This window comes from Streptomyces sp. ISL-100 (assembly GCF_018614615.1).
In the GTDB taxonomy this organism is placed as follows: domain Bacteria; phylum Actinomycetota; class Actinomycetes; order Streptomycetales; family Streptomycetaceae; genus Streptomyces.
This window is the reverse complement of sequence record NZ_JAGGOK010000056.1, coordinates 180,274-204,497: the sequence shown is the minus strand read 5'-3', so window position 1 is coordinate 204,497 and position 24,224 is coordinate 180,274. Positions and strand designations below refer to the sequence as shown.

The following is a 24,224-nucleotide window of genomic DNA, read 5'->3' as shown; positions in this document are numbered from 1 at the left end:
CACGCCGACCCTGGAAGGACGGCATCGGCGGAGTCTAAGCGAGTCCGCATCAATGGAACAACGCCCAGCATCGCACCGTGGTTCCTGACAGGGCGACCCTCCGCGCCGTCACGTCCGTCACGTCCCGAATAGACCCTGTTGTCCGCTTCCTCCGTTACCCTGCCGCGGCGGTACGAGGCCGAGGTGTGCCCAGGCGGCGGGCGTGGCCACCCGGCCCCTCGGCGTACGGGCCAGCAGGCCTTCCCGTACGAGGAACGGCTCGGCCACCTCTTCGACCGTCTCCCGCTCCTCTCCCACGGCCACCGCGAGCGTGGACAGACCCACCGGTCCGCCGCCGAACAGCTTGAGCAGTGCCCCCAGCACCGCCCGGTCGAGGCGGTCGAGGCCGCGGGCGTCGACCTCGTACACCTTGAGGGCCGCGGCGGCGATCTCGCGGTTGATGACGCCGTCGGCCTTGACCTGGGCGTAGTCACGGACGCGGCGCAGCAGACGGTTGGCGATGCGGGGCGTACCGCGGGAGCGTCCGGCGATCTCCGCGGCGCCCTCCACGTCTATCTCCAGGTCGAGGAGGCGCGCGGAGCGGTGGATGACCCGCTCCAGCTCGGCGGGCTCGTAGAACTCCATGTGGCCGGTGAAGCCGAAGCGGTCGCGCAGGGGGGGCGGCAGCAGACCGGCCCTGGTGGTGGCGCCGACCAGGGTGAAGGGCGGCAGTTCCAGCGGGATGGCGGTGGCGCCGGGGCCCTTGCCGACGATCACGTCGACGCGGAAGTCCTCCATGGCCATGTAGAGCATCTCTTCGGCCGGGCGGGACATCCGGTGGATCTCGTCGAGGAAGAGGACCTCGCCCTCCTGGAGGGAGGAGAGGATCGCGGCGAGGTCGCCGGCGTGCTGGATGGCGGGGCCCGAGGTGATGCGGATCGGGGCGTTCATCTCGGCCGCGATGATCATCGAGAGGGTGGTCTTGCCGAGCCCGGGGGCACCGGACAGCAGCACGTGGTCGGCGGTGGCGCCGCGCGCGCGGGCCGCCTTCAGGACCAGGTCGAGCTGCTCGCGGACCTTCTCCTGGCCCACGAACTCGTCGAGGTCCTTGGGGCGCAGCGCGGCGTCGACGGCCTGGTCCTCGCCGTCGGCGCCGGAGTCGACCAGCCGCTGGTCGGTGTCGGGTCCGGTCTCGTCCCAGTTCATGTACGGATCTCTCGAATCAGCGGGCGCGGTTGAGGGTCTGGAGCGCGGCGCGCAGCAATTGCGGCACCGGCGGCTGGCCGCCCCCGGCCAGGGCCGCCTCGGCCTGCGGGGCCACCGCCGCTACCGCGTCCTCGGCCTCGCGCGACGCGTACCCGAGGCCGATGAGCGCGGCCTGCAGCTGCTCGCCCCACGGTGCGGGCCCCGAAGCGACGCGCTGGGCGCCGACGTGGCCGCCGGCGCCGAGCGGCTCGCCGAGGCGGCCCTTGAGTTCAAGGAGCAGCTTCTGGGCGCCCTTCTTGCCGATGCCGGGGACGGCGGTGAGTGCCTTCTCGTCGCCCGTGGAGACCGCCAGGCGCAGCGCGTCCGGCGAGTGCACGGCGAGCATGGCCTGGGCGAGACGGGGGCCGACGCCGCTGGCGGTCTGGAGCAGCTCGAAGACCTGCCGCTCGTCGTCGTCGGCGAAGCCGTAGAGGGTCAGCGAGTCCTCCCGTACGACGAGCGAGGTCGCGAGCTTCGCGTCCTGGCCCATGCGCAGGGTGGACAGGGTGTTCGGGGTGCACTGCACGGCCATGCCGATGCCGCCGACCTCGATGACCGCCGTGGTGGGGGCGAGTGCGGCGACCGGGCCGCTGACGAACGCGATCATCGCGTGACCTTCCGTACGGGGATGCGGGGCGTGCGGGCCGCGGCGTGCGCCTGCTGGAGGCGGTTGACCGCGGGGGCGCGCCAGATGTGGCAGATGGCGAGCGCGAGGGCGTCGGCGGCGTCGGCCGGTTTGGGCGGGGCGTCCAGCCGCAGCAGCCGGGTCACCATCGCGCCGACCTGGTCCTTCTCGGCCCGGCCGTTGCCGGTGACCGCCGCTTTGACCTCACTGGGCGTATGCAGGGCGACGGGCAGCCCGCGGCGGGCGGCGCACAGCATCGCGACCGCGCTGGCCTGGGCCGTACCCATGACCGTACGGACGTTGTGCTGACTGAACACGCGCTCCACGGCCACGAATTGGGGCTGATGCTCGTCGAGCCATTCCTCGACGCCGCGCTCGATGGCCACCAGACGCTCCCCCAACTCGGCAGCCGACGGCGTACGCACGACTCCGACCCCGAGCATCTTCAGGGGACGGCCCGCGACACCTTCGACGACGCCGACGCCGCACCGGGTCAGCCCCGGGTCCACGCCCAGTACGCGCATCGCGTCCCGCCCCCTCACTCTTTCGACTGATCAGCACAGTAGCGGCTGGCGCTGACAACGCACGGACGGGCCGCCGGGAGCGTGTCCCGTCGGCCCGTCCGTGTGTGCACGTGCGCAAGGCACAGTCGACGTGCTGATCAAACCTCAGGCCGCGTCGACCTTCTCCATGACCTCGTCCGAGACGTCGAAGTTGGCGAAGACGTTCTGCACGTCGTCGCTGTCCTCCAGCGCGTCGATCAGCTTGAAGATCTTCCGCGCGCCTTCCTCGTCGAGCTCGACCTGCATGGTCGGGACGAAGTTGGCGTCCGCCGAGTCGTAGTCGATGCCGGCGTCCTGGAGCGCGGTGCGGACCGCGACCAGGTCGGTGGCCTCGCTCAGGACCTCGAAGGACTCACCGAGGTCGTTGACCTCCTCGGCGCCCGCCTCCAGGACGGCGTCCAGGACCTCGTCCTCGGACAGCTCGCCCTTGGGGACGATGACAACGCCCTTGCGGTTGAAGAGGTACGAGACGGAACCCGGGTCGGCCATCGAACCGCCGTTGCGGGTCATGGCGACGCGTACGTCGGAGGCGGCGCGGTTGCGGTTGTCGGTGAGGCACTCGATGAGCACCGCGACACCGTTCGGGCCGTAACCTTCGTACATGATCGTCTGGTAGTCGACACCGCCCGCCTCAAGACCGCCGCCGCGCTTGACCGCGGAGTCGATGTTCTTGTTGGGGACGGAGCTCTTCTTCGCCTTCTGGATGGCGTCGACGAGCGTCGGGTTGCCCTCGGGGTCGATCCCGCCGGTGCGGGCCGCGACCTCGATGTTCTTGATCAGCTTCGCGAAGAGCTTGCCGCGCTTGGCATCGATCACGGCCTTCTTGTGCTTCGTCGTAGCCCATTTAGAGTGGCCGGACATCCGCCTGTCTCCTTCGCGTCACCAAATACTGCTGCGTTCGGCAGAGATCCTACCGGGATCCCGTCAGCCTACGGCGCGCACCATCTCTGTGAAGAGCTGGTGCACCCGGTGGTCGCCCGTCAGTTCGGGATGGAACGACGTGGCGAGAGCATTGCCCTGACGTACGGCGACGATGTGGCCGTCGTGCTCCGCGAGCACCTCGACGCGGGCGCCGACCGACTCCACCCACGGGGCGCGGATGAAGACGCCCTCGACGGGACCGTCCGCTATGCCCTCGACCTCGACGCCCGCCTCGAACGACTCGTTCTGCCGTCCGAAGGCGTTGCGGCGCACGATCATGTCGATGCCGCCGAAGGTCTCCTGGCCCGAACGCGGGTCCAGGATCTTGTCGGCGAGCATGATCAGGCCGGCGCACGTGCCGTAGACCGGCATGCCGTCCTTGATGCGCTCACGCAGCGGCTCACGCATGCCGAAGAGCGTGGCCAGCTTGGACATGGTGGTGGACTCGCCACCGGGAATGACCAGGCCGTCGACCTCGGCGAGTTCCTCGGGGCGCCGGACCGGCCTGGCCGTGGCGTCCGCCACGGCCAGGGCGACCAAGTGCTCCCGTACGTCGCCCTGGAGAGCCAGGACTCCGATCACGGGGTTGCTCATCACAGGGACTACCAGCCGCGGTTGGCGTAGCGCTCGGACTCGGGGAGGGTGTCGCAGTTGATGCCGACCATGGCCTCGCCCAGGTTCCGCGACGCGTCCGCGATGATCTTGGGGTCGTCGTAGAAGGTGGTGGCCTTCACGATCGCGGCGGCGCGGGCGGCCGGGTCGCCGGACTTGAAGATGCCGGAGCCGACGAAGACGCCCTCGGCGCCGAGCTGGCGCATCAGCGCGGCGTCGGCGGGGGTGGCGACGCCACCGGCGGAGAACAGGACCACCGGAAGCTTGCCGAGCTCGGCGACCTCCTTGACGATCTCGTACGGGGCGCGCAGCTCCTTGGCGGCGGCGTACAGCTCGTTGTTGTCGTAGCCGCGCAGCTTGGCGATCTCGTTCTTGATCTGGCGCAGGTGACGCACGGCTTCGACGACGTTGCCGGTGCCGGCCTCGCCCTTCGAGCGGATCATGGCCGCGCCCTCGGCGATACGGCGCAGGGCCTCACCCAGGTTGGTGGCGCCACAGACGAAGGGGGTGGTGAACGCCCACTTGTCGGAGTGGTTGACCTCGTCGGCCGGGGTCAGGACCTCGGACTCGTCGATGTAGTCGACGCCGAGGGACTGGAGGATCTGGGCCTCGACGAAGTGGCCGATGCGGGACTTCGCCATGACCGGGATCGAGACGGCCTCGATGATCTCTTCGATCATGTTGGGGTCGGACATCCGGGCCACGCCGCCGTCCTTGCGGATGTCGGCGGGCACCCGCTCCAGCGCCATGACGGCAACGGCGCCCGCGTCCTCGGCGATCTTCGCCTGCTCGGCGTTGACGACGTCCATGATCACGCCGCCCTTGAGCTGCTCCGCCATGCCGCGCTTCACGCGTGCGGTGCCGGTCTCGGGGGCCTGGAAGTTGCTGGTGCTGGACACGGATGGACCTCACTCGAAGGAAAGAAGGTTTTTGCTCTCTCCGAGAGAACATCGCCCGACCAGTCCACCGCAAGGGCCAATGTGTAGCCGGTGGATCGTTTTACTGGCTGCCGGGGCGGTCGGCCAGCGCCACAGGAGGTGCGTCGTCCATCTCGAATGCCAACGGGAACGGAGCGTGGCCCGCAAGCCGGAACCACCTGACCTTGCGGTGGCGGCGCAGGGCACGGGCGGCGCGTACGGAGTCGTTGTGGAAGCGCCGGGCCATCGGGACGCGCCGTACGGCTGCCGCCAGCTCCTCCGCGGCCTCCTCGCCGCCGGGCGCCTCCTTGACCGCGTCCACCTGCGCCGCCTCCCCGAAGACCGCCCGCAGCGCCTGGCTGAGCTCGCTCTCGGCGACCTCCCGGTGGTCCTCCTCGGCCTGCCGGGCGGCGTGCGCGGCCTGGTAGAGCAGGATCGAAGCGGCAGGGTCGAGCACACCGGAGGTCGCCAGCTCCTGGGTGACCGACGCACGGCGGAGCAACTGGGCGTCGAGCGCGGCGCGGGCAGCGTCGATACGGGCGTGCAGGCGGTCCAGCCGGCCCGCGGTCCAGCTGAGGTACAGCCCGATGGCGAAGAGGGCTACGACGATCCAGATGAGGGTTACGGTCACGGCGGCACATTACCCGCCGCAGCTTGGCTGGATTCAGTCGCGAGCCAGGCCGAACCGTGCTCGCAGGCCCGAGCGTTCGTCCGTGTCCACCGACGCCGCGCCGTCCGTCACCGTCTCGTACACGGACAGGATGTCCGTGGCCACCGTCGACCAGTCGAAACGCCGTACGTGCGCCGAGCCCCGCAGCCGCAGCTCCACCAGCCGCTCCGGGTCCCCCAGCAGCCGCACCGCCGCCGAGGCGAGCGCGTCCGCGTCCTCGTTGGCGAAGAGCTCGCCCGCCGCCCCCTGGTCCAGTACCTGCGCGAACGCGTCCAGGTCGCTCGCCAGCACCGCCGCGCCCGCCGACATCGCCTCGACGAGGATGATGCCGAAGCTCTCGCCGCCGGTGTTCGGGGCGACGTACAGGTCGACACTGCGCAGTAGCCGCGCCTTGTCCTCGTCGCTCACCATTCCGAGGAATTCGACGCGGTCGCGCATCTCCTTGGGGAGCGATGCGACCGCTTCCTGCTCGTCGCCCCGGCCCGCGACCAGCAGCCGGGTGTCCGGGCGCTCGGCCAGGATCTTCGGCAGGGCGCGCATCAGGACGGGCAGGCCCTTGCGCGGCTCGTCGATGCGGCCGATGAAGCCGATGGTGTGGCCCTGCCACCGCGCCTCGGGCTCGGCCTTCGCGAAGAAGTCGACATCGACGCCGTTGGGGATGACGACCGCGTCCCCGCCGAGGTGCTCGACCAGGGTGCGCCGCGCGTACTCGCTCACCGCGATACGCGCGCTGATCTTCTCCAGTGCGGGCTGCAGGATCGGGTACGCCGCGATCATCGCCCGGGACTTCGGGTTCGAGGTGTGGAAGGTGGCGACGATCGGCCCCTGCGCGGCCCAGCACGCGAGCAGCCCGAGCGACGGCGAGGTCGGCTCGTGGATGTGGATCACGTCGAACCTGCCGTCATGCAGCCAGCGCCGCACCCGAGCGGCCGACAGGAAGCCGAAGTTGAGGCGCGCGACCGAGCCGTTGTACGGCACGGGCACAGCCCGGCCGGCGGACACGACATACGGCGGCAGCGGCGTCTCGTCGTCCGAGGGAGCCAGGACGGAGACCTCGTGCCCGAGCCGGATCAGATGCTCGGCCAGATCACGGATGTGGAACTGGACGCCGCCCGGCACGTCCCACGAGTACGGGCAGACAATGCCGATCTTCACGAGCTCTCCTGACGCGGCTCGAGATCGTCGAGCCACAGCCGTTGCAGCATGTGCCAGTCCTGGGGGTGGCCGGCGATACCGGTGGCGAAGGCGTCCGCCAGCGCCTGCGTCATGACAGACGTCTTCTCGGCCTTCGTCCCTGATTCCGGTACGTCGACGGGCGGGTGGATCCGGCCACCCATCACCGGCGACTCGTCGTACCAGAGGGTCACGGGGAGCAGCAGCGCCCCGGTCTGCTGCGCCAGCAGTGCGGGCCCACTGGGCATGCGCGCCGTATCGCCGAAGAACTTCACCTCGGTGCCGGACGCGGACAGGTCGCGGTCGGCGACCAGGCAGACGAGGCCACCGGCCCGCAGTCGCCGCGCGAGAGTCCCGAACGCGCTGCCGCCCTCGTGCGGCAGGACCTCCATCCCGAGGCCCTCCCGGTACGCGACGAACCGGTCGTACAGCGTCTCGGGCTTGAGCCGCTCCGCGACCGTCGTGAACGGAATTTCCAGCTTGGTGGTGACCCAGGCGCCCGCGAGATCCCAGTTCGCCAGGTGCGGCAGCGCGAGGATGACGCCCCGCCCGGAGGCGATCGCGTCCGTGAGGCGGTCTGTGTCCTGGATCTGGACGCCGTTCTTCACGCGCTCCGGGCTCCACGCGGGCAGCCGGAAGGACTCCATCCAGTAGCGCATGTACGAGCGCATGCCGGCCTTGGACAGCTCGGCGAGGCGCTCGGGGCCCGCGTCCGGCACGACCCGTGCGAGGTTGGACTCCAGCCGCAGCACACTCGCGCCGCGCCGCTTCCATACCGTGTCGGCGATCGTGCGCCCGAGGGCGACGGACACCGGTTCCGGCAGCTTTTTGACCGTTGCCCAGCCGAGGCCGTACAGCGTGTCCGTCAGTCGTTCCCTGGCGCCGCTCACGACGTGGCCTCGCTCCCCGGCGCGGCTGCGGCGTCCGCCTCCGCCGCTTCCCTGCGTACGGTCACGACCCGCTGCCCGAGTGTCACCAGGCTGCCCGCGGCCACGGCCCACAGGGCGATGGGCAGCAGTACGTCGATGCCGGGCACCCCGAAGCTGTGCAGTCCGGCCAGTCCGGCGGCGACGAGCGTGATGACGAGCCGTTCGGCGCGCTCCACCAGGCCGTTGACCGCGACCGGCAGGCCGATCGCCTCGCCCCGTGCCTTGGTGTACGAGACGACCTGGCCACTGGCCAGGCAGAAGATGGCGACGGCGCACAGGACGTTGTCGTTGCCGGTGCCCGCGTACCAGAGCGCGATTCCCCCGAAGACGGCCGAGTCGGCGACCCGGTCGAGCGTCGAGTCCAGGAAGGCGCCCCAGCGGCTCGAAACCCCCGCCTGCCTCGCCATATTGCCGTCGACGAGGTCGGAGAAGACGAAGAGCGTGATGACGATCGTGCCCCAGAAGAACTCTCCCCGGGGGAAGAAGACCAGCGCACCCGCCATCACTCCGGCCGTACCGATGAGCGTCACCGCGTCGGGGCTCACCCCACGGCGGAGCAGAAACGCGGCGAACGGTGTGAGGACACGCGTAAAGAATGCACGCGCGTACTTGTTCAGCATGGCCTTCCCGAGGGTTCGGTGGCCGTGCGGCCCCTATGGCCACCGGCTGGCCCATCGTAGCGACGATGGTTCCGGGAGACTGCCGGGGCACCGCCGGGCCGCCACAGGGCCTCCTGGCGCCTCTCGATCGCGTACTACGTATGGACGTGCCGTGGCGCGAGTGGAAAGCTCGAATGACCGCGGGCGTCACTGGTGTCGCCTCGCCACTGCGGCTCCCACATGTCCGCGCCCCCTCTCCTCACCGTGCTCACTGGGAGGCAGAATCATGGGCGACAAGACGCATTCACACCCCGGGGCCGCCGGCAGGGCAGTAGCGGCCGACCGGCCCTCGTCCGTACGCAACGTCGTGCTGGTCGGCCACAGCGGATCCGGCAAGACCACCCTGGCCGAGGCCCTGGCGCTGGCAGCGGGAGCGGTCAACAGGGCGGGCCGCGTCGAGGACGGCACGAGCGTCTCCGACTACGACGAGATCGAGCACCGCCAGCAGCGTTCGGTGCAGCTGTCGCTGCTGCCGGTCGAATGGGGCGGCGTAAAGATCAATCTGATCGACACTCCCGGATACGCCGACTTCGTCGGGGAACTCCGGGCCGGTCTGCGGGCGGCGGACGCCGCCCTCTTCGTCGTCTCGGCATCGGACGGCGTGGACGGCTCGACCCGGATGGTGTGGGAGGAGTGCGCCGCCGTCGGCATGCCGCGGGCGATCGTCTTCACCCACCTCGAAGCGGCCAGGTCCGACTTCGACGAGATGACCCGGGTCTGCGCGCAGACCTTCGGCGGCGACGACCCCGACGCCGTACTGCCGCTGTACCTGCCGCTGTACGGGCCCAAGGGCCCCGACGGGCACGCCCCGGTGAAGGGGCTCGTCGGCCTGCTCTCGCAACGGATCTTCGACTACTCCTCCGGCGAGCGGAAGGACACACCGCCGGACGGGGAGCAGCTGCCCCGGATCGCGGAGGCGCGCGACCGGCTGATCGAGGGGATCATCGCCGAGAGCGAGGACGAGACCCTCATGGACCGCTATCTCGGCGGTGAGGAGATCGACTACAAGACTCTCGTCGACGACCTGGAACGAGCCGTAGCACGCGGCACCTTCCATCCGGTACTCGCCGCCGCGCCGGCGGCCGAAGGCACCCGCGAGGGCATCGGCACGATCGAGCTGCTGGAGCTGATCACCGGCGGCTTCCCGACGCCCGCGGAGCGCGAGGCACCGGTGGTCACGACCCCCGACGGCAGGCCCCGCCCGGCGGTCACGTGCGACCCCGACGGGCCGCTGGTCGCCGAGGTCGTCAAGACGGCGTCCGACCCGTACGTCGGGCGGGTCAGCCTGGTGCGGGTCTTCTCCGGCACCCTGCGGCCCGACGAGACGGTGCACGTGTCGGGGCACGGTCTCACGGACCGGGGCCATGAGGACCACGATGTGGACGAGCGGATCGGCGCACTGTCCTCCCCGTTCGGCAAGCACCAGCGCACCCTGAACCGCTGCATCGCGGGCGACATCGCCAGCGTCGCGAAGCTGATGCGCGCGGAGACCGGGGACACCCTGTCCTCGAAGGACGACCCGCTGCTGATGGAACCGTGGACCATGCCCGACCCGCTGCTGCCGCTCGCCATCCAGGCGCACAGCAAGGCGGACGAGGACAAGCTCTCCCAGGGGCTGGCCCGGCTGGTCGCCGAGGACCCGACGATGCGCCTGGAGCAGAACCAGGACACCCGCCAGCTGGTGCTGTGGTGCCTGGGCGAGGCGCACCGCGACGTGGCGCTGGAGCGGCTGCGCAGCCGGTACGGAGTGCGGGTGGACGTCGTACCCCACAAGGTCTCGCTGCGCGAGACGTTCGGCGCCGGCACGGTCGGCCGCGGGCGGCATGTGAAGCAGTCCGGCGGCCACGGCCAGTACGCGATCTGCGAGATCGAGGTGGAGCCGCTGCCGCCGGGCAGCGGGATCGAGTTCGTCGACAAGGTGGTGGGCGGCGCGGTACCACGCCAGTTCATCCCGTCCGTCGAGAAGGGGGTACGCGCCCAGGCGGCACGTGGGGTCGCCGCCGGCTACCCGCTCGTGGACGTACGCGTCACGCTGCTCGACGGAAAGGCCCACTCGGTCGACTCCTCCGACGCGGCGTTCCAGACGGCGAGCGCCCTGGCGCTGCGCGAGGCCGCCGCCGATGCGAAGATCCACCTCCTCGAGCCGGTCGCCGAGGTGCTGGTGCTGGTGCCCGACCAGTACGTCGGGCCGGTGATGAGCGACCTGTCGGGACGGCGGGGCCGGGTGGTCGGAACAGAGCAGGCGGGCGGGCAGGGGCGCACGCTCGTACGGGCGGAGGTTCCGGAGATCGAACTCGGACGGTACGCCCTGGACCTGCGGTCGGTCTCGCACGGCACCGGACGGTTCAGCCGCTCGTACGCCCGCCACGAACCGATGCCGCCCCAGCTGGCGGGCAAGATTCGCGAACAGGCAGAAAAGGGAACATAGCCCCATAGTTGACAGGCCGCCCGCCGAATTCTCTTGCGGCGGGCGGCATTTCACTGTCCCATGACGGGCAGGGACACTACTGGACAAGCAGTTGGGAAGAGGCCGCAGGGGCGGTTACGTGCGGCGATGGGGGCAGCAGTGGCGGATGACGGGTTCGACTTCTCACCGGGGGCGCAGGTCCCGCTCCAGGGATCGGCGGGCCAGACGGCGGCGACGCAGGCCCTCGCCTCGGCGGCGTACCGCGACAGCCCGGTCACCGAGATCCTCAAGGCCAACAGCGAGTGGCACAAGTCCGAGGTGAAGAAGGGCAAGCTCTCCCTCCTCGAACCGAACCTGGGCGAAGCCTTCTCACGCGCCGTGCAGGTACGCATGCTCGGCGGGGCCCGCAAGCCGCTCATCCAGTCCTTCGGAACCGAACCGCAGACCGCCGTCGAGCACTGCCTCGCCGCGACCCGCATCCGCAAGGAACGGGACACCAAACTCACCGGCGTCATGGCGCTCTTCGGCCTGGCCTTCCTGCCCGGGCTGCTCATCTGGCTGGGCGTCTTCCAGCTGCGCCGTACGATCGCGGGCTCCAAGGACAAGCCGGCCGGCGCCCTCGCGACCGCCGCCCTGGTCGCCGTCGGCGGACTGGCCGTGATCGCCCTCATCAAGCTGCCCTTCGGCGGCTTCTGGGCGATCTATCTGCGGGCGATGCTCGTCGCCCCGGTCATCGGCTGGCTGTGGGCGAAGCAGATCAGCGAGTCGACGGCCAAGGACATGCGGACGCGCTGGGAAGCACTGCTGTCGGGCGGCGGCGTGGGCGCCAAGATCCCCGAAGCCGTACCGCGCGACCCCAATGAGTCCGCCGCCGAGCAGCTGCGCCAGTCGCTCGCCACGCTCACCGCCGAGCAGTACAGCAACTCGGTCTTCTACGCGGGCCCCAAGGGAATACTCGGCATGGGCACGCGATGGGGCAGCTGGCAGCTCGCCGAAGACCTCGTCTCACGGGACCCCGGCAAGGAAATCCACGGATTCCGCAGCTGGGACGTCATACGCGCCATCCACGACCAGCTGCGCATGCTGGAGCGCGGCCCCCTGCACACCGGCGGCTTCCCGAAGCCGTCCGTACGGCACTGGGTCGTCGCCCCGATCGGCGAGAACGCGGCCGAGGTGACCCGGCCCGGCGGCCAGGACGCCGACGCGTTCCAGATCAAGGGCCACGAGATTCAGCGGATCTGCAACGAGCAGCAGTTCGGCGCCGGAAACCGCCACTATCTGGGCGTGCAGTTCACACTCTGGGACGGCCAGCTGGTCATCACCATGCTGATCACCGTCACCGTGCTGCACGAGACACTGCGCATCGAGGTCACGGGCCACGCGCTGGGCCCGGTCCACTCCCTCTTCACCACCAAGCCCGCGGCCAAGACGGTGACCGTGAGCAAGCCGGTCAAGTTCTGGGAGACGGTGGACAAGAAGCTGCCGCTCGTCGACGCCAACGAAGTGGTACGGCTGGCCGTCCGCGCCCCGTTCACCTGGTTCCCGCCGCTGCTCGACTACTTCGGCGGCAAGATCGTGCTCCCGGAGCCCTTCGGCCTGCGGCACGCCTGGGCGGAGAAGCCATGGCGGCACCGGTTCATGGCCGACGACGCGATGCGCGCGGCCACGCCCGTACTGCGCGTCGTCCACGCGGCGGCCATCCGCGTGCTCGACGACCACGGCGTGGACACCGACCGCTTCAGCAACCGTTCCCTGATCCTCAGCGGCCTGGTCCAGGACGCGTCACCGAGGAAGGCCGACGTGTACGACGCGTGACGTGGGGCGGGGCGCCCGTGGGTCAGGCCGCCGGCCAGGCCTCGGCCAGCATCTTGCGGGTGTCCCCCAGCAGCTGCGGCAGCACCTTCGTGTGCCCGACGACCGGCATGAAGTTCGTGTCCCCGCCCCAGCGCGGCACGAGGTGCTGGTGCAGATGCGCCGCGATACCCGCCCCGGCGACCGCACCCTGGTTCATCCCGATGTTGAACCCCTGCGCCCCGGAAGCCGTACGCAGCGCCGCCATCGCGCGCTTGGTGAAGGCAGCGAGCTCGGCGGTCTCGGCGTCGTCCAGGTCCGTGTAATCGGCGACATGGCGGTACGGGACGACCATCAGGTGCCCGCCGTTGTACGGGTAAAGATTCAGCACCGCGTACACCTGCTCACCGCGCGCGACGACGAGCCCGTCCTCGTCGGACTTCGCCGGGATCGAGCAGAACGGGCAGCCGTCCTCGGCCCCCGGACCGGTCGGCTTGTTCTCCCCCTGGATGTACGCCATCCGGTGGGGCGTCCACAGGCGCTGGAACGCGTCCGGCGTCCCGACTCCGATCTGCTGCTCCGGCTCAATCGTCATGGAGTGCAGCATATGACTTGGTACCCGCCGAACGTGTCGCCGGGGCGCCAACCAGGGGCCGCCCGGCCATGCTGAGGCGATAGACGCCGATCACGAAAGCAGCCCGGTGCGGCGCTGGGAGCAGCGCAGCGAGATCCCCCTCCTCGCCGCGTCCCTGCTCTTCCTCGCCGCGTACGCGGTCCTGGTCCTCGCCCACGGCCTGCCCACGGGCCGGCGGACCGCGTGCGTGGTGGCGATCGTGCTCCTGTGGAGCCTGTTCGCCGCCGACTATCTGGTGCGGTGGCGACTGGCGGGGTGGAGGCTGGGCTTCGTACGTACGCATTGGCTGGACACCGTGGTGCTGCTGATGCCGCTGCTGCGCCCGCTGTGCATGGTGCGGGTGTACACGGCGGTGCAGCGCAGACGCGACCGGCCCCGGCTGAGCCTGCACGCGCGCGTGATCACGTACGCGGGCCTGACCGCGCTGCTGCTGAGCTTCGCCGGCGCGCTGGCCGTCTACCAGCAGGAACACGCGGCTCCCGGAGCCACGATCCGTACCTTCGGGGACGCCGTGTGGTGGGCCTGCTCGGCCCTGACGACGGTCGGGTACGGCGATGTGTCGCCGGTGACCTGGGGCGGACGCGTCATCGCGGCCGGCCTGATGGCGGGTGGCCTGGCGCTGCTGGGCGCGGTGACGGGCTCGTTCTCGTCCTGGCTGATCCAGACGTTCGCGCGCGAGGACGAGAAGAAGCCCCCGGCGGGCTAGTGCTCACCGGGGGCTTGAGAAACGCTCGCGGAAAGGTCAGACCTGGACGCGACGCTCCACGACATCGACGAGCTTCGCCAGCGCCTCGTCACGCGGGATGCCGTTCTCCTGCGATCCGTCGCGGTAGCGGAAGGACACCGTGCCCGCGCTCATGTCCTCGTCACCGACGATGATCATGAACGGAACCTTCTGCTTCTGCTGGTTCCTGATCTTCTTCTGCATACGGTCCGAGGAGGCGTCCACGTCGACCCGCAGCCCCTTCTTCTTCGCCTCGGCGGCGAACTCCTGAAGGTACGGAATGTGCGCGTCGCCGATCGGAATGCCGACCGCCTGCACCGGAGCCAGCCACGCCGGGAACGCACCCGCGTAGTGCTCCAGAAGCACCGCGAAGAACCGCTCGATGGAGCCGAACAGTGCGCGGTGGATCATCACCGGACGCTGCTTGCTGCCGTCGGGGCCGGTGTACTCCAGGTTGAAGCGCTCCGGCAGGTTGAAGTCGAGCTGGACGGTCGACATCTGCCACGTACGGCCGATGGCGTCCTTGCACTGCACGGAGATCTTCGGGCCGTAGAACGCGGCGCCGCCCGGGTCCGGGACCAGCGGGAGCCCCTGCTTCTCGGCGACCTGGCGCAGGGTCTCGGTGGCCTCTTCCCAGATCTCGTCCGACCCGACGAACTTCTCCGGATCCTTGGTGGACAGCTCAAGGTAGAAGTCGGTCAGGCCGTAGTCGCGCAGCAGCCCGAGGACGAAGGTGAGCGTACGGTCGAGCTCCTCCGCCATCTGCTCCTTGGTGCAGTAGATGTGCGCGTCGTCCTGCGTGAAGCCGCGGGCCCGGGTCAGGCCGTGCACGACGCCCGACTTCTCGTACCGGTACACGGTCCCGAACTCGAAGAGGCGCAGCGGCAGTTCACGGTAGGACCGGCCCCGCGCATCGAAGATCAGGTTGTGCATCGGGCAGTTCATGGGCTTGAGGTAGTAGTCCGTGCCCTCGTCGAGCTGCATGGGCGGGTACATGCCGTCGGCGTACCAGTCCAGGTGACCCGAGGTCTCGAAGAGCTTCCCCTTGGTCGCGTGCGGGGTGTAGACGAACTCGTACCCCTCCTCCTCGTGCCGGCGGCGCGAGTAGTCCTCCATGACCCGGCGGATGATGCCGCCCTTGGGGTGGAAGACCGCGAGGCCGGAGCCGATCTGCTCGGGGATCGAGAAGAGGTCCAGCTCGGAGCCGAGCTTGCGGTGGTCGCGCTTCTCGGCCTCGGCGAGGAACTCCAGGTGCGCCTTCAGCTCGTCCTTCGACGGCCACGCGGTGCCGTAGATGCGCTGGAGCATCGGGTTCTTCTCGCTGCCGCGCCAGTAGGCGGCGGCGTTGCGCATCAGCTTGAACGCGGGGATGTTCCGGGTGGTCGGCAGGTGCGGACCGCGGCACAGGTCCTTCCAGCACAGGTCACCGGTCTTGGCGTCGAGGTTGTCGTAGATGGTCAGCTCGCCGCCGCCCACCTCGACATTCGCGCCGTCGTCGGTCGACGCGGAGCCCTTGATACCGATGAGCTCCAGCTTGTACGGCTCGTCCGCAAGCTCCTCGCGCGCGGCCTCGTCCGAGACGACGCGGCGCGAGAAGCGCTGCCCGCGCTTCTGGATCTCCTGCATCTTCTTCTCGATGGCCTTGAGATCCTCGGGGGTGAACGGCTTCTCGACGTCGAAGTCGTAGTAGAAGCCGTCCTTGACCGGCGGGCCGATGCCGAGCTTGGCCTCGGGGAAGAGCTCCTGCACGGCCTGTGCCATGACGTGCGCGGTCGAGTGGCGCAGGATGTTCAGGCCGTCCTCGGAGGAGATCTCGACCGGCTCGACCTCCTCGCCGTCAGCGACGACGTACGCCAGGTCCTTCAGGTCGCCGCCCACGCGCGCGGCCACGATGGTGCGCTCGCCGGGGAAGAGTTCCGCCGCCGTAGTGCCCGTGGTCACCACGCGCTCTTCCCGCTCGGAATCGCGTTGGATGAACACACGGACGTCTGACACCGGTCACTCCTGACTGAGGGGGTCGCGACAGAGGAGACTGCGCGCCCCTGAATCGTACCGAGCCCGGCGACCACATCGCTAAACGGTTGTTCCCTGCCGCTACTCCCCGCCGCACGCCTCCTCGAAATAGTCCAGATTCTCCTGGAGCGACTTCATCAGCCGGTCCCGCTCCGCGTCGTCCACCTGCACCGGCACCACACCGTCCGCCCCCGTGAGCCGCCGGAAGCCGCCCCGGCTCTCCAGCTGCCCGTGCACCCTGATCGGCAGCCCGACCAGATGGGCGTGGCCCGCGATCCGGTACGCCTCCTCGTCGAGCACCATTCGTACGTACGGAACCTCCGCCCCCGCCAGGACCCGCAGCCGCACCGTGCCCGCCCCGCCCGGTCCCGAGCGCCGCATCCGTACCACCGCACCCGTGATCCGTACCGCCACGGACGGCTCGTCGAGCGTGTAGCGCGCACCCGCCTCGCGCAGCGCCGGCAGGTCGCCCGGCGAGAACTCCACCGCCTCCGGGTGCGCCGCGCATCCTTCCGGCACCCCGGCGCCGGGCGACCACTCCAGCCCGATCCGCGTGCCCTCCGAGCCGTGCACCAGCGCGATCACCGCGTCCGTCAGCTCGCGGCTCACACCGGCCTCGACGGCCGAGTCGAAGGCCTCCATGCCGCCGGTGGCCCGCTTGTAGTCGACGGCCTCGCGGGCCGCGTGAAGGGCGTGGTGCAGCCGTACGACAGCGCCGCGCCCCGCTTCCACCGGTACGAACGCCGTGAGCGCGCGCCCACCGGGCGCCGGCCCCACGAGCACGCCCTCCAGCGACGTCTGCGCCTGCCTGCGGTGCCGCGCGCCGTAGTACCCGGCGCGCCCGCGCGCGGCGAGCGCCGCCGCGAGCAGCATCTGGCGTGCCGCCGAGCGCAGTTGCTCCTGCGCGGTCCACGAGGCGGCTCCGGAAGGGCCTTCCGGTACGTCGCGCCACCACCTGATCTCGTCGCTCGGGACGGCGAGTGCGACCAGCACCTCACGGGCGGAGGGCGCGGCGCACCGGGCGAGCGCGGTCAGTGCCTCGCCGAGCAGGTCGTCGCTGTCGGGGAACGCCCTGCTCTCCGGTACGAGCAGGCTCGTCCCGCCGCCGGACGGTCCGGGCGCGGTCCAGCGCGCGTAGCGCCCCGCCGCTCCCCCGCGCCGCCGCCAGCCGTGCCGGGCCAGCAGCACGCCGAGCACGGCGGGGTCCACCTTGGCGGGGTCGGGCCCCGCGCCCGCATCCCAGACCCCCGCACCCGTGGCGAAGCCACTGTCGGACTCCGTGCTCGGGTGTGGTCGTACGGGCTCGTCGATCGGCCGGTGCTGCATCAGGGTCTCCCTCCCACCCCGACCCGGGTCATGATCTCGCAGAGTGCTCGGTCGTCGAATATCCGCGAGGTCGGGATCCGCACAGTTGTCCTGCGCCTGCCCGTCACCGGGTGTCCGGCCAGGTTGGTCCAGTAACAGCAGTGCCGCAGATCGAGGCGGTCGTGACCGGCGCGCAGCCAGTCCTCCTGGGTCCGCGGTACGAGCATCACGACCAGGATCTTGTGCACCGAGACCGGGCTCCGGGCGAGCTTCTCCAGGTGCGCGTTGTCGAGCGTGAAGGAGAACGCGCCCCCTGCCGGGTGCGGCGGGATCTGGTAGGTGCATTTGAGCTGCACTTTGATGGTGACTTCGTCATCGACGGTGTGCTCGGGAGCGCTGTGGCTCACGTGCCAGTCGATGCCGTTGTCCGGAAACGGCTGTGAGAGAGAACATCCCGCGGCCGCCGCGACCGCGTGCAGATAGCCCACCTGAAGAGTCTCCATGCAGGCGGTGGTGGCGAGTCCGCCGCGCAGCGGTGCGATCCGCTCGGGCAGCAGCCCGCCCGGTTCGGGCTGCGCGAGCGCCATGGCTGACGGTGCCTTCCGGGCTGTGCCTATCAGTTTCCCGCGACGGGTCGTCAATCACACGCCCCGTCACCTGTGTTGTCTCCGCTCCGGCTGCCCCGCAAACGGCGTACCGCACAAACGAGCCGGGTATCACCGGTTCGGGCAGGGGGACGCACGCCATCTGCCAAGGGAGCAAGAGGAGTTCGACATGACGTGCTGGTACGAAGGACCCCTGGCCGCGTTCGACACCGAAACCACGGGCGTGGATGTCGAGGAGGACCGCATAGTTTCCGCCGCGCTGGTCGTGCAGGACACGCCGGGCGGGCGGGTGCGGGTGACGCGCTGGTTGGTGAATCCGGGCATTCCGGTGCCCGCGGAGGCGGCCGCCATCCACGGGCTGACGGACGATCACCTTCAGCGCAACGGCCGCTGGCCCGCGCCGGTAGTGGAGGAGATAGCCAGGGGCCTCGCCGAGCAGAGCATCGCCCGCCGGCCGCTGGTGGTGATGAACGCGCCGTTCGATCTGACGCTGCTGGACCGCGAGCTGAGGCGCCACCGGGCGTCGTCGCTGACGCGCTATCTGGACAGCCGTCCGCTGTGCGTGCTGGATCCGCGCGTACTGGACAAGCATCTGGACCGCTACCGCAAGGGCCGCCGTACGCTCACCGATCTGTGCGCGCAGTACGAGGTGGAGCTGGACGGCGCGCACGACGCGGCAGCCGACGCGACGGCCTCTCTCGAGGTCATGCGGGCCCTGGGGCGCCGTTTCGCCGCGCGTCTGGACCGGCTTTCCCCGGCCGAGCTGCACACCCTCCAGGCGGTGTGGCACGCGGCGCAGGCGCGCGGCCTGCAGGCGTGGTTCGCGCGCAACGGGTCGGACGAGGCGGTCAATCCGGCGTGGCCCCTGCGTCCCGAGATGCCGGCGGCGGCAGCCTGAGCGGGCCCGGAGCGGACGGCGCACGGAACACAAAAAAGCCGGTCCGTCGGTGACGGACCGGCCTTCCCCGGGTGGGCGATACTGGTTTCGAACCAGTGACCTCTTCGGTGTGAACGAAGCGCTCTCCCACTGAGCTAATCGCCCGGGAACGGACTGAACCATACAGGCCCTCACCGGGTTGGTTCAAACCGCGAGGGCGGCGGCCAGCCCGCGCCGCCCACTGCGCATCATCAGCGCGTGATTGGCGATGAGCAGGGGGCGCCCGGGTACGGCGAGCCGGCGCACCAGCGCCTTGCGCACCCGCACTTCCTGCTCGTAGAGGGCGCGTGTGCCACTGCCGCGCGGCCGCACGGTCCAGCGCGCCCAGCCCTCCATGTCGCCGGTCATGTCCACTTCCAGTACGCCGGCTTCCGGTGCGCGCCGCTTCTGGTGAAGGGTGAAGACGAGTTCGTACGGCAGGAACGAACGCACCCGGACGATGCCGGTCCTGTCGTCCAGGCGCGTGACCCGCCGCACCTGTGGCCACCAGCGCGGGTACGCGTCGACCTGTTCCAGGGCGGCGTAGACCGCGCCGGGCGGGGCGTGCAGGTCCCACACGCTGCGGAAGCGGTAATGGTTCCGGTCCATCCCCGAAGTCTGCGCGCGGCACGCGTGTCCATGCGTACTCACTTCGGATCTGAGTATCAGCACCCATGCCCCGCCGTGTGTCGGGCGCCACACTCCTCAACCATGGAGAACGCGCCACCACCCGCCGAGGAATTGGTGATCCTCGACCGCGAACTGGGACAAATTGAAGCCCGTCGCGCCCAGTTGCTGGCCCGCAGGGCCTGGCTGCTCAGTGCCATGCAGCAGCCCATAGCCCCGCAGAACCCCTTCGCGCCGCAGCACGCCCCGCACAACGACGCCTCACCGCGCAGTGCGCAGAACGTGCTGCTGACGCTCGGTGGCATCCTGCTGACCATCGCCGCGGTCGCCTTCACCCTGGTCAGCTGGGGCCACATGGGCATCGGCGGCCGCTCGGCGGTGCTGGGCGCGGTGACGGCCCTGGCGCTGGCCGCGCCTGCCCTGCTGCTTCGCCGCGGGCTCGTCTCGACCGCCGAGTCGGTGGGCGCGCTCGGGCTGGCTCTCACGGTGCTCGACGCGTACGCGGTGCACCGCGTCGCGGCGCCGGACACGGACGGTCTCGCGTACGCCGCGGTCAGCTCGGCCGCACTGGCCGCGCTCTGGGCGGCGTACGGTCTGGGCTTCGGCCGGCTGCGCCTGCCGCTGCCCGCCGCACTGATCACCGCTCAACTCCCCTTCGTCCTCTGGGCGCTGGCAGCTGACGCGAGCCCTCTTACGCTCACCTGGGCACTGCTGGCCACGGCCGGGCTCGATGTCGCCGTGGCCCTGTGGGGCACCGGCCGCGCGGTACGCCCGCTGGCGTGTGCCGGGGCCTGGCTGACGGGCGCGGGGGCGCTGCTCAGCGCCGGCGCCATGTCGGTGGCGGCGACGAACTCCACGGACGCGCTGCGCCCTGGCGTACTGCTGCTGGCGGTCGCGGCCCTCGCCCTGTTCGCCGCGTGGCGCGCCCCTGCGCCGCAGACGGCGGCACCCCTGCCGCAGACCGCGGCGGCGACATCCGGCAGCGAGGCGCCCTCGTCGCACACTGTTACGCCGTCGCCGGACGGTCGGGCCCCGTCGTCGCCGGACAGCGAAACCCCGCCGCACACAATCGCCCCGGCGCCGCACGCCGCGCCCGCTCCGCGCGCCGCCGGCTGGTCGTCGCACGCCGTCGCGGCCTCGGCGGTTGCCGGGCTCGCGGTGCTGGCGGCCGTCGGTGGGGTGCTGCGGCCCGGCGTGCCGGACGCTTGGGCCGTGCCCGTGTACGTGCTGTGCGCAGTGGCCCTGTTGGCCGTAGTACGGGCGAACCTGCCGCGCCCCATGGTCCTGGGCCTGGCCGGTTCGTCCGGTGCGGTGCTGGCGGCGGGCGCCGTGTGGGCGCTGCCGCTGGTCGCGGTCACACTGCTCGGCCCCGGCGAGTGGGCGCAGCGCGCATGGTCCGGTGCCCCGGCAGGCGTCCGTGAAGCGCTCTCGTCCGAGCTGCCCTGGTCCCGGACGTCCACCGCCCCACTGGTCCTGCTGACCGTGGCGGCCGTCGCCGCGGCAACGCGCCGCCTGAGCGCACCCGACTCCACCCGGCGGGCCCCGGCGGCATGCGTGGCTCTCGCGCTGGCCTGGGCGGCGGCGTACGCCACCCCGGCCGCGCTGGACCTCGGCTACCCGGCGGCCGTAACGCTGTACGTGCTCCTGGCCGCCGCTCCCCTGGCCCTGGCGGTCCGCGCCACGGCACCTGGCTCCCCCCTCGCGCTCACCGCGCTGGCCTGCGCCGTCGCGTCGGCGCTCTCCGTCTCGCTGCTGGCGCTGGCCGCCCAGGCCGCCACCTTCGCCGTGCTCGGCGTCATGCTCGCCCTGTTCGGCGCGGCAGCCGTGCTCGCCAAGGGGGCCGTTACGCCGCCGGTCGCCGCCGCGGCGGCCATTGTGTACGCGACCGGGCTGGCCGGCGCCGCCGCCGCCTCGGCCGAACTCGCGCCCCATCACGCGGGGTTGGCGATCCTCGCCGTCCCGGCGGCGGCCGCCGTGCTCGCCGCCCGTATCCGCGACCACGTCACCGCCCTGCCCATGGAGGTCACGGGCGCCGCGGCGGGGCTGCTCGCGATCGGCCTCACGGTGAGCCACGCGCCCACCCTCGCACTGGTCCTGGCCCTGTCCGGCGTCATCGCCGCGGGCACCGCCGTACGGGCCGACCGCCGCCCCGTCGGGTACGCGGCGGCCGCGCTCTTCGTACTGGCCACCTGGGTCCGCCTCGGCGCCTCGGACGTCGTCACGCCCGAGGCGTACACGCTGCCCGTCACCATCCCGGCGCTCGCGATCGGTGTGCTGCGGCGCCGGCGCGACCCGCAGGCCTCGTCCTGGACGGCGTACGGACCGGGGCTGGCCGCGACCCTCCTGCCGAGCCTGATCGCGGCCTGGGGCGACGAGCACTGGCTGCGCCCGCTGCTCCTCGGGGCGGCCGCCCTCGCCGTGACCCTCACGGGCGCCAGGCAGCGGCTCCAGGCCCTGCTGGTGCTGGGCTCCGCGGTGCTCACCCTGGTCGCGCTGCACGAGCTCGCGCCGTACGTCGTCCAGGTCGTCGGCGCACTCCCCCGCTGGCTGCCGCCGGCCCTGGCGGGCCTGCTCCTGCTGGCCGTGGGGGCGACATACGAACAGCGCCTGCGCGACGCGCGACGGCTGCGGGACACCCTGGGCCGGATGCGCTGAGGGCCGGCCGTTCCCGGCCCGGGAACGGCGAAGGCCCGGAAGACTTTCGTCTTCCGGGCCTTCAGTCCGGGTGGGCGATACTGGGTTCGAACCAGTGACCTCTTCGGTGTGAACGAAGCGCTCTCCCACTGAGCTAATCGCCCCGGCGCTCCGCAAACATTACCCCATGTCAGCGGGTCCCCCGAACCCATTACCGGTCACTTGTCCGTCACCCGTCGGTCACTGGTCGATGTTCCACGGCATCGCCATGCCGAACTTCCAGACGTAGATCCCGACCAGCACCGCGACGATCACCAGGCCGATCGTGGTGAGGATGATGTTGCGCCGCCGGACCTTGGGATCGAGCGCCTTGTGGGCCGCCTCGGTGACTTTCCGTTTCGTCCAGCGCAGCACCAGCTGCGCCCACACGAACTCGGTGGCCCAGATCGCCATGCCACCGAAGATCACCAGCCAGCCGGGCCCGGGCAGCGGCAGCATGACCACGCCCGCCGCCACGACCGCCAGGCCGATGACGAACACACCGACCTGCCAGCTCAGGTGCAGCGTTCTGTAGCGCTTGATGACCTGCGGCGCCCGTGAGCCCAGCTCGCGCTCGGCCCCCGTCGCGCCCCCCGTGGCGGGCACTGCCGCCGCCGGGTCGACGACTTCTTCCCGCTCGTTACTCTCCGCATTCATAGGGCCCAACCTACCGGACTGGATCACCCCGCCGAAATGGTCGTACTGCCTCAAGTGTCACTCCGCCGTACGAGGTACCTGAAGAGCCACAAAAAGGTCAGAGGGGTTTACAACGACACCGTAGGTGGCATGTCGATTTCGCCGACGTGCGAATCCCCGAGCGCACACTGAGCGAAAGGCCCTGGCGCTTATGAACACCACGGTCAGCTGCGAGCTGCACCTGCGCCTCGTAGTGTCGAGCGAGTCATCACTGCCTGTACCCGCGGGCCTGCGGTATGACACGGCCGATCCCTACGCCGTGCATGCCACCTTCCACACCGGAGCCGAGGAAACCGTCGAGTGGGTGTTCGCCCGCGATCTCCTCGCCGAGGGCCTTCACCGGCCCACCGGTACCGGCGACGTCAGAGTCTGGCCGTCCCGCAGTCATGGCCAGGGCGTCGTGTGCATCGCCCTGAGCTCCCCGGAAGGAGAAGCCTTGCTCGAAGCCCCGGCGCGGGCCCTGGAGTCGTTCCTGAAGCGGACGGACGCCGCGGTACCACCCGGCACCGAGCATCGTCACTTCGATCTCGACACGGAACTCTCACACATCCTGGCGGAGAACTGAGCCAGACCGAGAGCCACCCACCGCCGTCCGACTCGGGGCGACGGCGTGGGGCGGACAACTGCATACGGAACACGGTATGCACCGTCGCCGTCTCCGCGGATTCCACCGCGGGGACGGCGCCGGTGCGCTTCGTGCGCGAGCCGCTAAAGTCGACCGGCATCTGCGGGCGCCCGCCCGCAGCAGGCCAGGGAGCGAATCGTGCTGATCCCCCACGACACCCGGCGCGCCCTCGACGTCGTCGTCGATCTGGTGAACACGGCGCCGGAGAGTGACCAGAACGGCGACCGGCTCGAAGACATCGAGGCGCTGTACGGCTTTGTGCGGCTCCATCACATCAGCGACGTCGGCAGGCTCACCGAGGCGGACCTGAGGGCCGTACGGGACGTGCGAGGGCGCTTCGCGGACGCGTTCGCGGCGCCCGACCCCCGCACCTGCGCCGAGCTGATCAACCAGCTCGTGGCGGCGGCCGGCACCACGCCGCGGCTCACCGACCACGACGGCTTCGACTGGCACGTGCACTACTTCGCCCCCGGCGCCTCGGTCGCGGACCATCTCGCGGCGGACTGCGGAATGGCGCTGGCCTTCATCGTGGTCTCCGGCGAGCACGAGCGGCTGCGCCGCTGCGAGGCGCCGGACTGCCGGCGGGCCTTCGTCGATCTCTCGCGCAACCGGTCCCGCCGCTACTGCGACAGCCGCACCTGTGGGAACCGGCTGCATGTGGCGGCGTACCGGGCTCGGCGCAAGGAAGCCGCGGGCTGAGGCCTCGCCCGCTCACAGCCCGCTCACAGCAGGAAGAGGTCGTGCATCGCCGCCATCAGCAGCAGGAAGCCGATGAGCGCGAGGAAGATCATCAGGGGTGGCTGGGAAAGCGCGAAAAGGCAGCCGCGCGGTTCTTCTTCGGTGGGTGCGGGGGCTTCGCCCCGGGTTGTGTCCAGCATCTCGGGCCGATGATGGCGCAGCCCGACCACCAGCGAC

The 24,224-nt window shown here is 70.7% G+C and carries 24 protein-coding genes and 2 tRNA genes; 7 read left to right on the top strand and 19 right to left on the bottom strand.

All coding sequences use genetic code 11. From position 1 onward, the window contains the following. Positions 1–117 precede the first annotated feature (117 nt). From ruvB to pgsA, 10 genes are all read right to left on the bottom strand, one after another. Positions 118–1,185: a Holliday junction branch migration DNA helicase RuvB gene (gene ruvB, locus J7E89_RS25115; protein ID WP_214976653.1), complete on the bottom strand. Its 1,068-nt coding sequence runs from the start codon at positions 1,183–1,185 to the stop codon at positions 118–120. A 16-nt stretch (positions 1,186–1,201) separates the two neighbouring features. Next, positions 1,202–1,831: a Holliday junction branch migration protein RuvA gene (gene ruvA / locus J7E89_RS25110; RefSeq protein WP_214976651.1), complete on the bottom strand. Its 630-nt coding sequence runs from the start codon at positions 1,829–1,831 to the stop codon at positions 1,202–1,204. After that, positions 1,828–2,373 (bottom strand): crossover junction endodeoxyribonuclease RuvC, encoded by a 546-nt coding sequence (gene ruvC / locus J7E89_RS25105; protein WP_214976648.1) that lies wholly within the window; start codon positions 2,371–2,373, stop codon positions 1,828–1,830. The genes ruvA and ruvC overlap by 4 nt, the downstream gene beginning before the upstream one ends. Positions 2,374–2,517: 144 nt before the next feature. Continuing rightward, entirely contained in the window at positions 2,518–3,273 is a 756-nt protein-coding gene (locus J7E89_RS25100; RefSeq protein ID WP_214976646.1) for a YebC/PmpR family DNA-binding transcriptional regulator, read from the bottom strand. A gap of 63 nt (positions 3,274–3,336) precedes the next feature. Then, the gene (gene pdxT, locus J7E89_RS25095; RefSeq protein ID WP_308315590.1) at positions 3,337–3,930 is read right to left on the bottom strand and encodes a pyridoxal 5'-phosphate synthase glutaminase subunit PdxT; all 594 of its coding nucleotides are present in this window, start codon (positions 3,928–3,930) and stop codon (positions 3,337–3,339) included. A gap of 5 nt (positions 3,931–3,935) precedes the next feature. Further along, positions 3,936–4,784 carry a pyridoxal 5'-phosphate synthase lyase subunit PdxS gene (gene pdxS / locus J7E89_RS25090; protein ID WP_251061052.1) on the bottom strand — a complete coding sequence of 283 codons (849 nt, stop codon included), beginning with the start codon at positions 4,782–4,784 and terminating at the stop codon, positions 3,936–3,938. A 160-nt stretch (positions 4,785–4,944) separates the two neighbouring features. Continuing rightward, positions 4,945–5,493: a hypothetical protein gene (locus J7E89_RS25085; RefSeq protein ID WP_214976641.1), complete on the bottom strand. Its 549-nt coding sequence runs from the start codon at positions 5,491–5,493 to the stop codon at positions 4,945–4,947. A gap of 33 nt (positions 5,494–5,526) precedes the next feature. Beyond that, entirely contained in the window at positions 5,527–6,687 is a 1,161-nt protein-coding gene (locus J7E89_RS25080; protein WP_214976640.1) for a glycosyltransferase family 4 protein, read from the bottom strand. Further along, positions 6,684–7,595, bottom strand: a complete 912-nt coding sequence (locus J7E89_RS25075) for a phosphatidylinositol mannoside acyltransferase (RefSeq protein ID WP_214976638.1) — start codon at positions 7,593–7,595, stop codon at positions 6,684–6,686. The genes J7E89_RS25080 and J7E89_RS25075 overlap by 4 nt, the downstream gene beginning before the upstream one ends. Beyond that, on the bottom strand, positions 7,592–8,254 hold the full coding sequence (gene pgsA / locus J7E89_RS25070) for a phosphatidylinositol phosphate synthase (RefSeq protein ID WP_214976636.1): 663 nt from the start codon (positions 8,252–8,254) through the stop codon (positions 7,592–7,594). The genes J7E89_RS25075 and pgsA overlap by 4 nt, the downstream gene beginning before the upstream one ends. Before the next feature lie 265 nt (positions 8,255–8,519). Here pgsA and J7E89_RS25065 point away from each other — a divergent pair, with 265 nt between their 5' ends. Together J7E89_RS25065 and J7E89_RS25060 are read left to right on the top strand one after the other, a co-directional pair. Next, the gene (locus J7E89_RS25065; RefSeq protein ID WP_214976635.1) at positions 8,520–10,721 is read left to right on the top strand and encodes an elongation factor G-like protein EF-G2; all 2,202 of its coding nucleotides are present in this window, start codon (positions 8,520–8,522) and stop codon (positions 10,719–10,721) included. Positions 10,722–10,847: 126 nt separating this feature from the next. After that, positions 10,848–12,515, top strand: a complete 1,668-nt coding sequence (locus tag J7E89_RS25060) for a hypothetical protein (protein WP_214976634.1) — start codon at positions 10,848–10,850, stop codon at positions 12,513–12,515. A 22-nt stretch (positions 12,516–12,537) separates the two neighbouring features. Here the strand turns inward: J7E89_RS25060 and J7E89_RS25055 are convergent, their stop codons facing one another. Next, a complete protein-coding gene (locus tag J7E89_RS25055; RefSeq protein WP_214976633.1) occupies positions 12,538–13,098 on the bottom strand; it encodes an HIT domain-containing protein in 561 nt (186 codons plus the stop codon). A 94-nt stretch (positions 13,099–13,192) separates the two neighbouring features. On the opposite strand from J7E89_RS25055, the gene J7E89_RS25050 reads away from it, so the two are divergent. Beyond that, positions 13,193–13,831, top strand: a complete 639-nt coding sequence (locus J7E89_RS25050; RefSeq protein WP_308315589.1) for an ion channel — start codon at positions 13,193–13,195, stop codon at positions 13,829–13,831. Positions 13,832–13,867: 36 nt separating this feature from the next. On the opposite strand, the gene thrS is transcribed toward J7E89_RS25050, so the two are convergent. The 3 genes from thrS to J7E89_RS25035 form a co-directional block, all read right to left on the bottom strand. Then, entirely contained in the window at positions 13,868–15,844 is a 1,977-nt protein-coding gene (gene thrS, locus J7E89_RS25045) for a threonine--tRNA ligase (RefSeq protein ID WP_214976632.1), read from the bottom strand. A 99-nt stretch (positions 15,845–15,943) separates the two neighbouring features. Then, positions 15,944–17,188: a hypothetical protein gene (locus J7E89_RS25040; RefSeq protein WP_214976631.1), complete on the bottom strand. Its 1,245-nt coding sequence runs from the start codon at positions 17,186–17,188 to the stop codon at positions 15,944–15,946. Beyond that, positions 17,188–17,754 carry a DUF4365 domain-containing protein gene (locus J7E89_RS25035; protein WP_214976630.1) on the bottom strand — a complete coding sequence of 189 codons (567 nt, stop codon included), beginning with the start codon at positions 17,752–17,754 and terminating at the stop codon, positions 17,188–17,190. Before J7E89_RS25035 ends, J7E89_RS25040 begins: the two co-directional genes overlap by 1 nt. Positions 17,755–17,941: 187 nt before the next feature. On the opposite strand from J7E89_RS25035, the gene J7E89_RS25030 reads away from it, so the two are divergent. Further along, positions 17,942–18,670, top strand: a complete 729-nt coding sequence (locus J7E89_RS25030) for a 3'-5' exonuclease (RefSeq protein ID WP_214976629.1) — start codon at positions 17,942–17,944, stop codon at positions 18,668–18,670. Positions 18,671–18,742: 72 nt separating this feature from the next. Here the strand turns inward: J7E89_RS25030 and J7E89_RS25025 are convergent. Further along, positions 18,743–18,814, bottom strand: a tRNA-Val gene (locus tag J7E89_RS25025). 39 nt (positions 18,815–18,853) lie between these two features. Beyond that, positions 18,854–19,297, bottom strand: coding sequence for an SRPBCC family protein (locus tag J7E89_RS25020; protein ID WP_214976628.1), 444 nt, complete (start codon positions 19,295–19,297; stop codon positions 18,854–18,856). 102 nt (positions 19,298–19,399) lie between these two features. On the opposite strand from J7E89_RS25020, the gene J7E89_RS25015 reads away from it, so the two are divergent. After that, complete coding sequence (locus J7E89_RS25015; RefSeq protein WP_214976627.1) at positions 19,400–21,970, top strand: SCO7613 C-terminal domain-containing membrane protein; 2,571 nt, start codon at positions 19,400–19,402, stop codon at positions 21,968–21,970. A gap of 71 nt (positions 21,971–22,041) precedes the next feature. Here J7E89_RS25015 and J7E89_RS25010 read toward each other — a convergent pair. Beyond that, positions 22,042–22,113, bottom strand: a tRNA-Val gene (locus tag J7E89_RS25010). A 76-nt stretch (positions 22,114–22,189) separates the two neighbouring features. Continuing rightward, entirely contained in the window at positions 22,190–22,645 is a 456-nt protein-coding gene (locus J7E89_RS25005; protein WP_214976626.1) for a TIGR02611 family protein, read from the bottom strand. Between the two features lie 190 nt (positions 22,646–22,835). Between J7E89_RS25005 and J7E89_RS25000 the strand changes: the two genes are divergently transcribed. Together J7E89_RS25000 and J7E89_RS24995 are read left to right on the top strand one after the other, a co-directional pair. Next, entirely contained in the window at positions 22,836–23,249 is a 414-nt protein-coding gene (locus J7E89_RS25000) for an SsgA family sporulation/cell division regulator (protein ID WP_003987206.1), read from the top strand. Positions 23,250–23,447: 198 nt separating this feature from the next. Then, the gene (locus tag J7E89_RS24995) at positions 23,448–24,008 is read left to right on the top strand and encodes a CGNR zinc finger domain-containing protein (RefSeq protein WP_214976625.1); all 561 of its coding nucleotides are present in this window, start codon (positions 23,448–23,450) and stop codon (positions 24,006–24,008) included. A 23-nt stretch (positions 24,009–24,031) separates the two neighbouring features. Here the strand turns inward: J7E89_RS24995 and J7E89_RS24990 are convergent, their stop codons facing one another. Continuing rightward, entirely contained in the window at positions 24,032–24,187 is a 156-nt protein-coding gene (locus J7E89_RS24990; protein WP_214976624.1) for a hypothetical protein, read from the bottom strand. Between the last annotated feature and the right edge of the window lie 37 nt (positions 24,188–24,224).